Raw genomic sequence first — 14,475 nt, 5'->3', positions numbered from 1 at the left:
GAGCCGCATCGTTTACCGTTTTTCATGCGTATGTTCTAAGATTACCATTATTAAGGCTGCGAATACAAGCCAACCGCCTTCAGGGAGCATATCGTGACATTTCTTCTTCGGGGCTAAACGGCTGAGACGTCCTAAACGCTTTCTAAGAAAGCGACTTCGTAAGCATATGCTTAGAGGACCGGCATGTTTACCGGGAAATCGAACCCTCAGCGGAGATACGTTCTGAGATTTCGAGGATAACCGGCAGCGCCGAAAATGACAAGCAGAAACGTCAACCTAAGGCTCTGCTTTTCAAAAAAACCGGGCAACGCGAGCGCTGTCCGGAATTATTGGCATGCGATGCCGCCCGCGGTAATCCGCGCCCAGCCGTCCGCATGAATGATTTGCTCGAGATCAGGGGAAGAAATGAGCTCATGACGCTCAAGCACCTGTTCTATGATGTCCTCAATCTGCAGAAAACGTATTTCCCCTTGCAAAAATCTAGAAACCGCCACTTCGTTCGCAGCGTTGAATACCGTCGTTGCCGTGCCTCCCGCCCTGCCGCAAGCAAAAGCCATCTTGAGACACGGAAAACGCTCTTCATCCATTTTTCTGAAATCGAGCGATCCGATCCTGCTTAGATCAAGAGGCTCGGAAGGTGTCTTAAACCGTGCCGGGTATGTAAGCGCGTATTGAATCGGCACCCGCATATCCGGATTCCCCAGCTGCGCAATCACGCTGTTATCGACGAATTCGACCATCGAATGGATGACGCTTTGCGGATGGAGCATCACTTCGATTCGATCGTACGGCATATGGAACAACCAGTGAGCCTCAATCACTTCAAGCCCCTTGTTGACCATCGTGGCGGAATCGATCGTAATTTTGGCGCCCATCGACCAGTTCGGATGGCTAAGCGCCTGTTCCACGGTCACATCGCCTAGCTCTTCGCGAGTCCGGTCGCGGAAGGATCCTCCGGATGCCGTTAAAATAAGCTTCGAAATTTCTTCTTGGCGTTCCCCGTTCAGACACTGAAAAATGGCCGAGTGCTCGCTGTCGATCGGCAGCAGCTTCACGCCTCGTTTGGCTGCAAGCGCCGTAACGAGATGCCCGGCAGTTACAAGCGTCTCCTTGTTGGCAAGTCCGATCTGCTTGCCCGCTTCGATCGCCGCAAGCGTCGGCTCCAAACCTACGCTTCCGACCATCGCGGTCACGACAAGGTCCGCATCCGTCCCGGCAGCCGTTTCGAGCAGTCCGTCATGTCCCCAATAAAGTTGTACGGCATCGCCAAATTCATGCTTCAATTGCTCTGCGTGATCTTTATTCGAAACGGAAACTTTCTTAGGGCGAAATCGGCGAATTTGTTCGGCCAACAGCTTTATGTTGCCCCCCGCTGCGAGCGCTTCGACGGAATATCGTTCCGGGTCATGCGCGATTACGTCGAGCGTTTGCGTCCCGATGGAGCCTGTTGAACCGAGTATCGATATTTTTTTCATCCAGCACCTCTTTGTAAGGCTTGACTCCTAGTCAGCGTCCTACATGGACGGCAGCACCGAAAGCAGATTGACGAAAGGAAAAACGATCAGCCAGCTGTCGACGCGGTCAAGAACGCCGCCATGCCCGGGCAATAGATTCCCCGTATCTTTGATACCCTTCACCCGCTTATAAGCGGATTGAATCAAGTCGCCCATCTGACCGACTATGGCGATTACGATACCTAGCGAAACGGCTCGTCCGACGCTAAGCAGCTCTGGCTTTGCTAGAGCGAACAGTATGGCGGCGATAACGGACAAAACTACACCTCCGAGTGCGCCCTCTACCGTTTTCTTCGGACTTATCGCAGGCCATAGCGGTGTTTTGCCGATCGCCCGACCCGTAAAATACGCGCCGGAATCCGTTATCCAAATGCAGATGAATACAAGACATGTCCAAAACAAGCCTTGCTCCGGCATTCGGGTGGCGATCATGTAATGAAAGCCGTAGCCTATGTAAACGACAGCCAAAAAGAGCAAGGCGACTTGATCGACCGTCACCTTGTTTTTGGTCGTTACGGTCAATACGAAAAACAACAGCATGATGACCCAGATGATCGCTTGAACCGGCAGGTTGTCCGCGATCCATTGCAGCTGCCACGGATCGACAAGCACGAATATGCCCGCCAAGCCGATTATTCGCAGCGGCATATTTTTGGCGATTCCGCACATCCGCATGAACTCGTCATAGCCGATGCAGGCTAGTACAAAAAGCAAGGTAGCGTACCAATATCCGCCGAAATACAAAAAGGCCAAAAATGGGACCCCTGCTAAAACCCCGGTAATGATTCGCTGCTTCAAAACATCATTCCTCCAACCAGACGGCGTGACAGCGTCTGCGATTTATTTCAAACCGCCGTACCGCCTGACACGCCGCTGATATTCACGAATCGATTCATAAAATATTTCTTCCGTAAAATCCGGCCAATATTTCTGCGTAAACCAAAACTCCGAATAGGCAAGCTGCCAAAGCATAAAGTTGCTGAGACGCAATTCGCCGCTGGTGCGAATCAATAGATCCGGATCCGGCAAATCGGACGTCAAGAGATGTTTGCTCACATGCTCTTCGGAAAGTTCCTTCGGCGTTAGCTTGCCCTCGTTCATCTCCTGAAACAGCTGCCTCATCGCTTCCAGCATTTCTCTGCGGCTGCCGTAATTAAACGCAAAGTTCAAAATAAGCCCGTCATTGTGCTGCGTCTTCGCTATCGCTTCTTCTACGACCCTAAGCGTATGCGGCGGAATGTCTTCCTTCCACCCCGTCATTCGGATTTGGACGTTTTTTTCGATAAGCTCCTCGATCTCAAGCGGAAAAAACTCCTGCGGCAGCTTCATCAAAAAGTCGACCTCGTCGCGCGGACGCTTCCAGTTTTCCGTCGAGAACGCGTACAACGTCAGCACTTTAACGCCGATATCGTTTGCAGCTACGGTTATTTTCTTAACGTTTTTCATTCCGGCATGATGTCCCGCTACTCTCGGCAATCCACGCTGCTGCGCCCATCTACCGTTTCCATCCATAATAACGGCAACGTGATGTGGAACATTGGTGGCCGTAATGTCGGATTTCTCCTCAGCGTTGTTCGCACCGACTAGCTTTTTAAAGAAACGCTTCATTCCAAGTTTCCCCCATACGGATTCGAACGCATTCAGAAAATTACGAAAAAGCGAAAAGCCCCCACCTAACTGGGGGTCCAAACGTTTTCTTACACTTCCATGATTTCTTTCTCTTTAGCCGCCAGCGTCTTGTCGATTTCGGCGATAAATTTGTCTGTCGCTTTTTGCACGTCATCCTGATGACGGCGAGATTCGTCTTCCGGCAATCCGGCCGATTTCTCAAGCTTCTTAATGTCGTCATTCGCGTCGCGTCGAATGTTGCGGATGGCAACCTTCGCTTCTTCGCCGGATTTGCGAGTCATTTTGACAAGCTCGGTACGGCGTTCTTCCGTTAGTGCGGGAATGACGATTCGGATCGACGATCCGTCGTTCGAAGGCGTCAGCCCGAGATCGGATTTCATGATCGCTTTCTCGATCGCGCCGATCGAGCTTTTGTCCCATGGCTGAATCATCAGCGTGCGGGAATCCGGCGTATTGATGTTCGCCAATTGGTTGACAGGTGTCATAGCACCGTAATATTCGACTTGGATTCTGTCGAGAAGCGCGGGAGTAGCACGGCCTGCGCGCAGCGAGGCAAGTTCTTTTTTCAAAGAAGCGATCGCTTTCTCCATACGTTCATCGGCATTTTTTTTGACCGATTGCGGCATTATTTTACACTCCCTTTAACGATGGTACCGATTTTTTCACCAAGAACGACACGTCTGATATTGCCTTCCTCCGTAATGGAGAACACGATCAGAGGAATGTTGTTATCCATGCACAGCGAAGAAGCCGTAGCATCCATAACGCCTAAGTTTTGGTTCAGTACGTCTAAATAAGTAAGCGTCTCGTACTTGACAGCCGACGGATCCTTGAAAGGATCGGCCGAATAAACGCCGTCTACTTTGTTTTTGGCCATTAGAATGACTTCCGCCTCGATCTCTGCCGCCCGGAGCGCTGCCGTCGTATCGGTGGAGAAGTACGGATTGCCGGTGCCTGCCGCAAAAATGACGACACGCCCCTTCTCCAGATGGCGAATCGCTCTCCGCCGGATATACGGCTCGGCTACTTGCTGCATCGTAATCGATGTTTGCACGCGCGTCGGCACGCTGACGTTCTCAAGTGCGTCCTGCAGCGCAAGCGAGTTCATCACAGTCGCAAGCATTCCCATATAATCCGCTGTAGCACGATCGATGCCTTTCGCGCTTCCCGCAATGCCGCGCCAAATGTTGCCGCCTCCGACTACGATCGCCACTTCGACATTCAACTCGTGCACTTTCTTCACTTGCTCCGCAATCGAAGCAATCGTAAGCGAATCGATGCCATAACCTTGCTGCCCGGAGAGCGCTTCACCGCTCAGCTTCAGTACTACGCGTTTGTATTTGGGCTGTTCCAATTGTAAACCTCCAATGCTAATAGCAAAAAATCTCATTTCGTTCACAGATTAGTCGCATACTTGCCTATCTTTGAAAAAAGAAGGAACACGATAAGGTGTTCCATCTTCGTTTAGCCGACTATTACATTTTAGCTTGAGCCATTACTTCTTCAACGAAATTATCCACTTTTTTCTCAAGGCCTTCTCCAAGCTCGAAGCGGACGAAACGACGGATCGAGATGTTTTCGCCGATTGTAGCGATTTTCTCTTTAACGAGCGTTTCGATCGTTTTGTCAGGGTCTTTAATGAACGATTGTTCCAGCAAACAGAACTCTTCGTAGTATTTGGAAAGACGTCCTTCGACCATTTTATCGACGATATGCGCTGGCTTGCCTTCGTTCAATGCTTGAGCTTTCAAAATTTCGCGTTCTTTCTCGAGCTCTTCTAGCGGAACTTCGTCGCGGCTGATGAATTTCGGGTTGGATGCCGAAATGTGCATCGCGATATCTTTAACGAAGTCTTTGAATTGGTCGGTTTTCGCTACGAAATCCGTTTCGCAGTTGATTTCGACGAGAACGCCGATCCGTCCGCCTGCGTGGATGTAGGAGCCTACGGCGCCTTCCGTTGCAATACGTCCCGCTTTATTAGCAGCCGCTGCAAGGCCTTTCTCGCGCAATACTTCGATTGCTTTCGTCATATCGCCGTTTGCCGCTTCTAAAGCTTTTTTACAATCGAGCATCCCTGCTCCTGTTTTTTCACGCAATTCTTTAACCATTGCTGCACTAACTGCTGACATTCGTATATCCTCCTTTAGTAATCCCGCAAAGCGACGAAGAGCTATGACAGCTTTTCCAAGGTTCGCTGCGGGGGTGGAAATTCCAAAATCTTCAATTCGTTTTCCTTCAAAAAAAGGGCGGGTGATAGGTTATTCACCTTCAACCCACCCTTTCTTGTTGCGTTCACATTTGGGTTTAAGCAGTTGTTTGCTCGCCTTGATGAGCTTCGATAACCGCATCGGCAATTTTCGCCGTCAACAGCTTGACCGCGCGAATCGCGTCGTCGTTACCCGGGATGACATAGTCGATCTCATCCGGATCGCAGTTGGTGTCGACGATACCGACAATTGGGATACCAAGCTTGCGCGCTTCAGCGACCGCGATGCGCTCTTTGCGCGGGTCGATGATGAACAATGCGCTTGGCAGGCCTTTCATGCCTTTGATGCCGCCCAGGAATTTCTCCAGACGTTCCATTTCTTTACGAAGAATGATAACTTCTTTCTTCGGAAGAACTTCGAACGTACCGTCTTGTTCCCATTTCTCCAGCTGGTGGAGGCGGTCGATCCGTTTTTGGATCGTTTGGAAGTTGGTCAGCGTTCCGCCGAGCCAACGTTGGTTGATGTAGAACATACCGCAACGTTCCGCTTCTTCTTTAACGGAATCTTGCGCTTGTTTCTTTGTTCCTACGAACAGGAACGTTCCATTCTCAGCGGCAACAGACTTAACGAAGTTGTAAGCCTCCTCGACCTTTTTAACCGTTTTTTGCAGGTCGATAATGTAAATGCCGTTTCTTTCGGTGAAGATGTATTTATCCATTTTCGGGTTCCAGCGACGAGTTTGGTGTCCGAAATGTACACCAGCCTCAAGCAGCTGTTTCATCGAAATGACTGCCATCTTCACTCACCTCCTCAAGTTTGGTTTTTGTGGCCTCCGCCGATCGCATCTTCATCGCAAAACTTTTCGAAAAAAGCACCTTTGCGCGAATTGATCGACGTGTGTTTTTCAACGCCGACAATAACTATACCATAACTGACAGAATCGTTGCAACACTTCCCTTAACAACATGAAACTTCTTCAAAGATAAACGGCTACGCTGCCATTTAAGGGCAGGCGCGTTTACCGGGAAATCGATCGATCGGCAGAGATATATTTTCTGAAATTTCGAGGGTAAATGCCTCCTGGCGACCTAAACGCCGGCGTTTAGCGCAAGTTTAGAGCCGCATCCATGAACGACTTTCCTAACAAGAATACGCGGCTGCGGCGTCTTTCACGCGCCCGCCCCGCATCCTTATTGAAACTTCGGAACCTTCGTTAATTCATCGATGATGTTCTGCGGGTCTTCGCCAGGAGAAAACGTATACGTGCCGCTGCGAATCTTCGTGAACGCCTGAGCTTGACGAAGCGCCTGGTCGAATGCGGACTTGTCGACAATGCCTGCATCAGCCAAGATTTCCCCGACCTGCGTCGAACTGACGCCTCCCGGTATGGTGACGCTCTTAGGCTCGACAGGCGTTACGGGAGGGGATATCTCCGGCGTTTGGAGCGAAGTCGGCGATGGTGTCGGCGATGGCGAGACGGCGGCATCGCGCGCTGCCGATGGACTTGCCGCAGGGCTTGACGTAGGGCTTGACGCAGGACTCGCCGTAGGACTTGCTGCAGGAGCGGCCGATGGGCTTGCTGCAGGACTCGCTGCAGGGTTCAATGCCGAAGCCGCTTTCGCTTCTTTTTTAACCAATTGATAGCCGTTTTCTTCCGCCCACTTCTTCACATTGCTTTCGTCGAGCTGCGTGGAGCCGGATGAAGACTGCGAAGTCTCATTAGGTCCGCCGGAGGACGAAGTCAGCTGCAGCGTGATGGAAGCGACGATGAGACCGGCGCCGAATCCGGCTAAAACATTTCGCAGCTTATTCACGATTCTCTTCCTCCTGTTTGGCGAGCTGCAGGATCAAGTTGATTTCGCCTTTCGTAAGTCCCAGCTTCTTGGCGATATGCTCGATCGATTTCCCTTCGTCATACAGGTCGAATATATGTGCAAATCGATCACGCAAACCGATCGATACCGTTTGCTGCTGTTCGTCCTCGCGCTGCTCGACGGCGGAGGAGGGAATTAGCGGAGTCTTGTCTTCCTGCTTCTCGCTAATCGTTTCACTTGCAGATGCCGCAGCCGGATAAGCGTTTCCATTTTCAATTGCTTGCAATTTGCTGAAAATCAGCTGCTTTAATTCGCTCGAAAGCTCGTGACTTTGCTTTTCGAGCGTTTCGATTTTGTGCGTCAGCTTGTTGACCTGTTGCTCGTGCGTCTGTTTCATTTGCGATACCGAGTCAAGCAATTGCTTGTTCTCTTCCTCGATTTCCGACGCGAAATGCTCCATCGTTTCCTCGAGCTCCCTTACCATATTGGCGGCAGGAGCCGACGCTTTGTCCGGTATGAAGCGCGAGGCGACGATGCACCCGACTCCGAGCAAAGAGAGCATGACCCAATCTTCCATGATAGACCTCTTTTCTTCAGTTCAGCACGACAAGAAAGCTATAGCGACAAATCGATCCGATGCCCCTTGTACGGATGCTCGCAGCTTGGCGCAGCGCTATCCGTATCTTTGTTCGGCCCGTTCGTATCTCCCGCATTCCTGTTCTGCTTCGCCCGTTTGCGCTCATCGCGAACGCTCGCTTTGGCGGACGCTTCGCTTTTCTCGCTTCGCGTACGATTCACTTCCGCGTTTTTGTGCATGGCGCTCGCCGCTGCGGCTTGATCGAGCATCGGTTTTTGCTGCAATTGATTTTGCAGCTGTCCGGCATCGCCGTTTCGATGAACAGCAAGCTGCAGATCTACCGGTTTGAAGTTCATGGGCTCACCTCGTTTCCTGCCGAAGCAGATCTTTATAAGTAAGGAACCAACGAAACATCCCCGTCCGCTATTCGGAAAACGACGCGCTGCAGCGGATCTTTAATAAATTTCGTATACCTGCCGAGAACGATTTTTGCGCCGCCGTAAATGATGGCATGCACTTCGATCTTGGCCTTTTCCGTGTCGGACAACGATTTTTCGATTTCAAGTATGCGCTCCCGGATTTGGGACAATTCTTCGTTCGTTTGTTTTTTGGTAAGCTGGAGCTTGAGACGAATGCTGAGTCTATCCGGCGTCAGTTGCCCGGCTGCAGCCATCTGATCGAGAATGACAAGCGCTTTATCCGTTTTATCGAGGCTATCCTGTCCTGTTTTCAGCTGGCTTCTCAAGTTGATAAGCTCGTTTCTCAGCTCCGGAAGCACACCTACCTCAACAATCGTGTTCGTCGACATCGAATTGCCGATCGTCCGGGCCGTCACCTTCTCGCCGGCTTGAATAATGCCGCCGACGATCAGGCCCTTCGCCCCGAGACAAACCACGCTGTTTCCCGCACGAACGTTCGAATGCATAATGCTCTGCGTAACGATTACGTCCCCCGCAGCTTCCACATTACCGTCCTGAATAAACGAGCTTTTGACATTCAGTCCGGCTTTAATCAAGCCCTTATTTTGTCCGAGAATGCCCGCGCTGATCTCAATCGAGCCGCCCGCTTCCAATTCGGCCGCCTCGACGCCGCCGGTAACGCGTATATCTCCCGAAGCTTTCACCTTAAAGCCGGGCAGCACGCTGCCGCGGATCACTACGGTTCCGACGAAATCGATATTGCCGATATTGTAGTCGACGTCTCCGTTGACCTCGAAAACAGGAAAAACGTTGATTTTGTCGCGGTCCGTCTTGACGATCATCCCGTCGATTGCGGCATACATATGGAGCCCTTCCCTATCGACGACGACATTTTTGCCGTTCTTGAAGTGGGCCGCCTTTCCCTCTCTGGGCAGCAGAACCTCGCCCGTGACCGCTCTGCCGGGAGCCCCTTGCTTCGGAGGGACTCTCCTGGCAATCAGCTCTCCCTTGCGAACGTTGCTCAAGACGGTCACTTCCTTGTAGTTCACCTTGCCGTCTTCCATCTCGAGCGGTTTTTTGCCGTCCTGATCCAAGTTATGTAATAAAGTTACATATCCGTCCTCGCCGTTAACCGCCAGTTCCCCTTCGGCCACGACCGCTTTCTCATCGTAAAATGCCGACGGATTGCTCGCAAGCTCCTGGAGAACATCCCGCTTCACCCCTACAGTTACCTGTCGGGCCTGCAGAATGCTTTCCAATTGAAGGACCGAAAATCGGATCGATTCATCGAGGTTCGTCAGTTGCATAAAAGCTTTCAGTTTGTCGCCCGAAACGGTCACTTTAATGAAATGTTCCGAAGGATGAGCGGAATCGCTCACAATAACCCCCCCTTGCTTCCGAATTTATTGATCAACAAAAAGCTGTACTTTAAACCGGTTCAACGATCCGCGAAGCCGTAAAATCGCTTTGGAATGCAGCTGCGAGATGCGCGAAGGCGACAGCGACATCACTTCCGCGATTTCGCTAAGCGACAAGTCGTCGAAATAGAACAAGGAAACGACCGTACGCTCTTTCTCCGTCAATCTTTCGATCGCTTTGGCAAGCGTCTCCTTCAAGAAAAACTTGTTCACTTTATACTCGGGATTTTTGGCTTTATCGTCGATCAGCAAGGAGAGCCTCGTTTCCGACTCCTCTTCGCGAATCGGGTCGTCGATGGAGCAAACGGACGTGACGGCGATATCCTGAATCATCTGGTTGAATTCCGTCTCGGACACTTCCAAATACTCGCTCATTTCCTTATCGGTAACGGAGCGCATATATTTCTGCTCCAGCTTCTGGTAGGCATCCTCGATCCGCTTCGCTTTCTCCCGAATGGAACGAGGCACCCAGTCGCCTTGACGAAGTCCGTCGATAATAGATCCGCGAATGCGCCAAGACGCGTAGGTTTCAAACTGCAAGCCGCGACGATAATCGAACTTTTCGATAGCGTCGATGAGCCCCATGATGCCGTGGCTGTAGAGATCGTCTTTGCTTACGTTTTTCGGCAACCCGATCGCCAGACGGTTCGTCACGAATTCGACGAGCGGCAAATACTGCTCGATCAAGTTTTTTTTCGCTTGCAGAATTCCGTCTTCTTTCCATTGCCTCCAAAGCTCCATATTGGACAAATGCGGCTGCTTATGCTCGATCATGACGGACGTACACCTTCCTTACTCTTCTGACATATGTCGAAGCGCTTTTGCCATATCTTCGGGTTCCATGTTGCTCTTGGTGACCAGCTTCGGTGGATTCAGAGGCGAAAATGACGAATCGTCCTGCCCAGCATTCATATTGCCCTTCAGCATCTCATGAATCTGGGCGTCGTCATCGGGCGTGCTCATATCGTACCAGCTTCCTTTTTGCGCATCGTTAGCCGTTTCCTCGCGGAATGCTTTCCCGCTCAGCGCATCATTCGATATACCGGCAAACGTACCTAACAGAAAGCGGAATGCATATACGGCGAGAAACAAAAGAATAAAGCTGTAAAGACAGCGCATGAAGGTCGTCGACAGCGAGTTATGCCCCATAGACATCATGAAGGTGAGCACAACGCCCAATAAAGCGACAACCGAATTCCAACGGTAATTTCCAATCATCGTTTACAATTCCTTAACGCCGAAATTAACGCTTCGAATGACGAGAATACCGGTTTCACTATCAAATTCAATCGTTCTTCCATAATTACCACCCGTATCTTCAGCTTTAATCGGAATCGAAAACTTCTTCAGCATTTCCTTGCACGCATCAACGTTTCTCGGGCCGATTCGCATCGTATCGCTGCCTGTAGCGAATGCGAACATTTGTGCGCCGCCAGCCAGCTTCGCCTCCATCCGATCCATCGATGCGCCCAGCTCCTTCATCCTGCGTATCATTTCGGGAAGCGCCGTATCTGCATATTTCGCTACATTGAGGCTTCCTTCCTTAGCTATTTCCGAGGACGGAAGCATAACATGGGCCATACCTGCTATTTTCTGTCTTGCATCGAAAAGCGTTACGCCAACGCAGGAGCCCAGCCCTGTCGTTTTGAGCACGCCGGTTAAACGGGCAACGTTCAAGTCTGCCATGCCTACCTTGATCAGGTTCGTTTGCGTCATTTGGGCGGTACTCCTAATGCGGAGAAGATAGTGTCAAACGATTGCGGATCAGGGATGAAATAAAACTGCCCTTCAATCGTATCTTGTCCGTTCAAAAATTTCGTATCGATCAGCATCGCCCGGTCGCCCATCTGCCCGTATTCCAGCAATCCGTAGCTGACGATTGCGCCGGCCATATCGATCGCGAGAGCAGGAACCGTCGGACTCATCGACAGCTTCGTGAAATCTGCGAGCGATGTCAAGAACGATCCGGCTAAAATATTGCCGATTTCGTTTAGAGCGGAAAGTTCCATTTCCGAAAAATGCTCCGAATCCTCCACTTCAATGCCGGCTATGCTTTGAAGCATCCTTTTCGCGGATTCGAGCGACAGGAGAAAAAACATATTGCCCGACGTTTCCCCTTCCACCCGCAAAAAGATAGCCAAAATGATCTTCTCGTTCCCGCCGACGGTGTCCGCTACTTCCTCGAACGGGACGAGGCGGACTTTCGGAACAAGCATATCGACCGGTTTATCTAGGAGCGTGGACAATGCCGTCGCGGCATGACCCGCGCCAATATTGCCCACTTCCTTCAACACGTCCATCTGGAACTCGGCAAACGCTGTAAAATCGCTCACGGCTCTACTCCTCAATATGTTCCAGCTGGATAATTTCGCTCTTGTTCAACACTTCTTCCAGGTTCAGCAGCACCAATAGCCGATCGTCGCCGATTCTAGCCACGCCGCGCAAGTATTTCGCCTTGACGCCTCCGACGATTTCCGGAGGATCCTCCACGGTTTCCGATTCCAAGTCGATCACATCGCTCGCCGAATCGACAACCATGCCTACTTCGATATCATTAATATTGATAATGATGATTCGAGTTTGGTCCGTAGGCTCCGTTTCCTCCAGCCCGAAACGCCCGCGCAAATCGATGATCGGCGTGACGACGCCGCGCAGGTTGATGACTCCTTTGACGAAATGGAACGTTTTCGGAACGCGTGTCATCGGCATCATGCGCTCGATTGTTTTCACTTTCTCCACTTCTACCCCGTACTCTTCGCTGCCGAGCGTAAACACGATCACTTTCATTTCTTCGTTCACGATAAGCCCTCCCCGATTCGGATATGATCGTTATTTAATCAATGCGTTAGGATCGATAATAAGCGCGACTTGACCGTCGCCAAGAATGGTAGCCCCGGAAATCGCAAAGATGTTCGTCAAATATTTTCCGAGCGATTTCAATACGATTTCTTGCTGGCCGATAAAATCGTCCACCTGCAAAGCCGCTATTTTATCGCCTTTGCGGACGACGACCAAATGCAGCTCTTTGCTATCCGAATCGCATCCCGGCACTTGAAACACGCTGCTCAACGAAACGATCGGAATGACGCTCTTGCGGTAATCGATCAGACGGTTGCCATGCACGAGCCGCACCTTCTCCGCCGGCATCGCCATCGTTTCCACGATCGAGGAAAGCGGCAGCGCGTATTTCTCGTTTCCGATCCGGATCAGCATCGCCGCGATGATCGAGAGCGTAAGCGGCAGCTGTACGGAAAACTTCGTACCCGAGCCGAGCTTCGAATCGACATGCACATGACCGCCGAGCGTTTGGATTTTGGTCTTGACGACATCAAGCCCGACGCCGCGGCCGGAAATGTCGGAAATTTTGTCGGCGGTGCTGAAACCGGAAGCGAACAGCAGCTGGTAAACTTCCTGATCGCTCATTTTCGCCGCCTGCTCTTGCGTAACGACGCCGTTTTTGAGCGCAGTCTTCAGCACCTTCTCGCGATGAATGCCTTTGCCGTCATCTTCGATTTCAATAAAAACATGATTGCCGCTATGGAACGCCTTGAGCTGAATCGTGCCGGTATCGTTCTTGCCGGTATCGAGACGCTCTTGAACCGATTCGACGCCATGATCGATCGCGTTGCGCAGCAAATGGACAAGCGGATCTCCGATTTCGTCGATAACGGTCCGGTCCAGCTCTGTTTCCGCGCCGGTTATGACTAGATCCACTTTCTTGTCGAGCGACTTGGCAATATCGCGAATCATGCGGGGAAACCGGTTGAATACCGTCTCTACCGGAACCATTCTCAGCTTGAGAACGATATTTTGCAGATCGCTGCTTACTCTTGCCATATGCTCGACGGTTTCGATCAGATCGTTGCGGCGGACTTCTCCGGCCAGCTGCTCGAGCCGCACGCGGTCGATCAGCAGCTCGCTGAACAGGTTCATGAGCGTATCCAGCCGTTCGATATCGACGCGGATCGTTCTGCTCGCCTGGCCCCCTCCGCCTTGTACGGGAGCGGGAGCTTTCTCGCCTGCAGGCTTGTCCGCCGCCGCTTGCTTGTTCTCCATTGGCAGGTTGTCGGCTTGCGCCGTTTTCTGCTGTCCGCCTCTGGCGATTTGCCGTAAATTATCCAAGGTGATCGGCACAACGTTAACCGACTCGATTTCCGAAACGTCGCCGATCAGCTTCTCCAGCTGCGCTTGTTCAATGCCGGATACGTAATACACCGCGAACATCTTATCGAATTTTTCTTGCTCGATATCTTCGACGCCCGGTATCGCCTTGATCACTTCGCCGTTCTGCTCGAGCTGAGTGAACACCATATAAGCGCGTGCGGCTTTTAATACGCAATCCTCGCGGACGGTAACCTCGATATAAAATACGCTCATGCCTGCTTCGATCGACTGCTCCATGATCGAATATTGAAACTCGTCGACATCGGATTGGCCGCCGCTTGCGGCTCCCGCCGCTTTGCTTTGCGCCTGTCCCCCGTAATCGCCCGATTCGATCGATTTCAGCATCGTGACGATATGCGAAACGTCAAGCCTTCCCGTGCCTCCGTCGATAATGTCGTTAACCATCGATTCCAGCGCATCCAAGCTTTTGAACAGGACGTCGAATATGTATGCATTCATGCCAAGCTTCAGGTTGCGGACCAGGTCCAGCACATTTTCCATTTGGTGCGTCAGCGAGGCCAGGTCTTCGTACCCCATCGTCGCCGACATCCCCTTGAGCGTATGCGCCGAACGAAAAATGTTATGAACGATGCTTATTTCATTCGGCTGCTGCTCGAGGGCGAGCAGGTTTTCATTCATCGCCTGCAGGTGATCTTTGGATTCATCGATAAACATTGATAAATATTGATTCAATTCCACTCCCAACACCTCCACGAAGATCGATCGATTACGG

17 protein-coding genes are annotated in these 14,475 nt (G+C 51.3%); all 17 read right to left on the bottom strand.

The window, feature by feature from the left end; all coding sequences use genetic code 11:
* Positions 1-326: 326 nt before the first annotated feature.
* Positions 327-1,475: a 1-deoxy-D-xylulose-5-phosphate reductoisomerase gene (locus tag DQG23_RS00540; RefSeq protein ID WP_113028852.1), complete on the bottom strand. Its 1,149-nt coding sequence runs from the start codon at positions 1,473-1,475 to the stop codon at positions 327-329.
* Between the two features lie 39 nt (positions 1,476-1,514).
* Positions 1,515-2,312, bottom strand: a complete 798-nt coding sequence (locus tag DQG23_RS00535; RefSeq protein ID WP_113028851.1) for a phosphatidate cytidylyltransferase — start codon at positions 2,310-2,312, stop codon at positions 1,515-1,517.
* A 42-nt stretch (positions 2,313-2,354) separates the two neighbouring features.
* Positions 2,355-3,122 carry an isoprenyl transferase gene (locus tag DQG23_RS00530; RefSeq protein WP_113028850.1) on the bottom strand — a complete coding sequence of 256 codons (768 nt, stop codon included), beginning with the start codon at positions 3,120-3,122 and terminating at the stop codon, positions 2,355-2,357.
* Between the two features lie 89 nt (positions 3,123-3,211).
* Positions 3,212-3,769, bottom strand: coding sequence for a ribosome recycling factor (gene frr / locus DQG23_RS00525; RefSeq protein WP_113028849.1), 558 nt, complete (start codon positions 3,767-3,769; stop codon positions 3,212-3,214).
* On the bottom strand, positions 3,769-4,497 hold the full coding sequence (gene pyrH / locus DQG23_RS00520; RefSeq protein ID WP_113028848.1) for a UMP kinase: 729 nt from the start codon (positions 4,495-4,497) through the stop codon (positions 3,769-3,771). The genes frr and pyrH overlap by 1 nt, the downstream gene beginning before the upstream one ends.
* Positions 4,498-4,618: 121 nt before the next feature.
* Complete coding sequence (gene tsf / locus DQG23_RS00515) at positions 4,619-5,272, bottom strand: translation elongation factor Ts (RefSeq protein WP_113028847.1); 654 nt, start codon at positions 5,270-5,272, stop codon at positions 4,619-4,621.
* A gap of 175 nt (positions 5,273-5,447) precedes the next feature.
* On the bottom strand, positions 5,448-6,146 hold the full coding sequence (rpsB, locus tag DQG23_RS00510) for a 30S ribosomal protein S2 (RefSeq protein WP_113028846.1): 699 nt from the start codon (positions 6,144-6,146) through the stop codon (positions 5,448-5,450).
* Between the two features lie 394 nt (positions 6,147-6,540).
* Complete coding sequence (locus DQG23_RS00505; protein ID WP_113028845.1) at positions 6,541-7,164, bottom strand: MltG/YceG/YrrL family protein; 624 nt, start codon at positions 7,162-7,164, stop codon at positions 6,541-6,543.
* Positions 7,157-7,741 (bottom strand): DUF6115 domain-containing protein, encoded by a 585-nt coding sequence (locus tag DQG23_RS00500; RefSeq protein ID WP_113028844.1) that lies wholly within the window; start codon positions 7,739-7,741, stop codon positions 7,157-7,159. The genes DQG23_RS00505 and DQG23_RS00500 overlap by 8 nt, the downstream gene beginning before the upstream one ends.
* Before the next feature lie 38 nt (positions 7,742-7,779).
* On the bottom strand, positions 7,780-8,097 hold the full coding sequence (locus DQG23_RS00495; RefSeq protein WP_113028843.1) for a hypothetical protein: 318 nt from the start codon (positions 8,095-8,097) through the stop codon (positions 7,780-7,782).
* A gap of 32 nt (positions 8,098-8,129) precedes the next feature.
* Positions 8,130-9,539, bottom strand: a complete 1,410-nt coding sequence (locus tag DQG23_RS00490; RefSeq protein WP_420330185.1) for a DUF342 domain-containing protein — start codon at positions 9,537-9,539, stop codon at positions 8,130-8,132.
* A gap of 24 nt (positions 9,540-9,563) precedes the next feature.
* Positions 9,564-10,352, bottom strand: a complete 789-nt coding sequence (locus DQG23_RS00485) for a FliA/WhiG family RNA polymerase sigma factor (RefSeq protein ID WP_113028841.1) — start codon at positions 10,350-10,352, stop codon at positions 9,564-9,566.
* 18 nt (positions 10,353-10,370) lie between these two features.
* Positions 10,371-10,796, bottom strand: a complete 426-nt coding sequence (locus DQG23_RS00480; protein WP_113028840.1) for a hypothetical protein — start codon at positions 10,794-10,796, stop codon at positions 10,371-10,373.
* A 3-nt stretch (positions 10,797-10,799) separates the two neighbouring features.
* Complete coding sequence (locus DQG23_RS00475; protein ID WP_113028839.1) at positions 10,800-11,294, bottom strand: chemotaxis protein CheD; 495 nt, start codon at positions 11,292-11,294, stop codon at positions 10,800-10,802.
* The gene (locus tag DQG23_RS00470; protein WP_113029529.1) at positions 11,291-11,878 is read right to left on the bottom strand and encodes a chemotaxis protein CheC; all 588 of its coding nucleotides are present in this window, start codon (positions 11,876-11,878) and stop codon (positions 11,291-11,293) included. Before DQG23_RS00470 ends, DQG23_RS00475 begins: the two co-directional genes overlap by 4 nt.
* 37 nt (positions 11,879-11,915) lie before the next feature.
* A complete protein-coding gene (locus tag DQG23_RS00465) occupies positions 11,916-12,377 on the bottom strand; it encodes a chemotaxis protein CheW (protein WP_113028838.1) in 462 nt (153 codons plus the stop codon).
* 30 nt (positions 12,378-12,407) lie between these two features.
* Positions 12,408-14,441 carry a chemotaxis protein CheA gene (locus DQG23_RS00460; protein ID WP_113028837.1) on the bottom strand — a complete coding sequence of 678 codons (2,034 nt, stop codon included), beginning with the start codon at positions 14,439-14,441 and terminating at the stop codon, positions 12,408-12,410.
* Positions 14,442-14,475: the final 34 nt, after the last annotated feature.

Origin of the sequence: Paenibacillus contaminans, from assembly GCF_003285015.1 — a bacterium.
In the GTDB taxonomy this organism is placed as follows: domain Bacteria; phylum Bacillota; class Bacilli; order Paenibacillales; family NBRC-103111; genus Paenibacillus_V; species Paenibacillus_V contaminans.
Note: the sequence above shows the minus strand (reverse complement) of the source record. Positions and strands in the feature narration are given on the sequence as shown.

Bases quoted from the DNA above. Each gene is read 5' to 3' on its own strand.
- DQG23_RS00475 (WP_113028839.1), bottom strand. From the start codon at position 11,294: ATGACGCAAACGAACCTGATCAAGGTAGGCATGGCAGACTTGAACGTT.
- DQG23_RS00480 (WP_113028840.1), bottom strand. From the start codon at position 10,796: ATGATTGGAAATTACCGTTGGAATTCGGTTGTCGCTTTATTGGGCGTT.
- tsf (WP_113028847.1), bottom strand. From the start codon at position 5,272: ATGTCAGCAGTTAGTGCAGCAATGGTTAAAGAATTGCGTGAAAAAACA.
- DQG23_RS00470 (WP_113029529.1), bottom strand. From the start codon at position 11,878: ATGGACGTGTTGAAGGAAGTGGGCAATATTGGCGCGGGTCATGCCGCG.
- DQG23_RS00530 (WP_113028850.1), bottom strand. From the start codon at position 3,122: ATGAAGCGTTTCTTTAAAAAGCTAGTCGGTGCGAACAACGCTGAGGAG.
- DQG23_RS00485 (WP_113028841.1), bottom strand. From the start codon at position 10,352: ATGATCGAGCATAAGCAGCCGCATTTGTCCAATATGGAGCTTTGGAGG.
- DQG23_RS00540 (WP_113028852.1), bottom strand. From the start codon at position 1,475: ATGAAAAAAATATCGATACTCGGTTCAACAGGCTCCATCGGGACGCAA.
- DQG23_RS00500 (WP_113028844.1), bottom strand. From the start codon at position 7,741: ATGGAAGATTGGGTCATGCTCTCTTTGCTCGGAGTCGGGTGCATCGTC.
- DQG23_RS00495 (WP_113028843.1), bottom strand. From the start codon at position 8,097: ATGAACTTCAAACCGGTAGATCTGCAGCTTGCTGTTCATCGAAACGGC.
- frr (WP_113028849.1), bottom strand. From the start codon at position 3,769: ATGCCGCAATCGGTCAAAAAAAATGCCGATGAACGTATGGAGAAAGCG.
- rpsB (WP_113028846.1), bottom strand. From the start codon at position 6,146: ATGGCAGTCATTTCGATGAAACAGCTGCTTGAGGCTGGTGTACATTTC.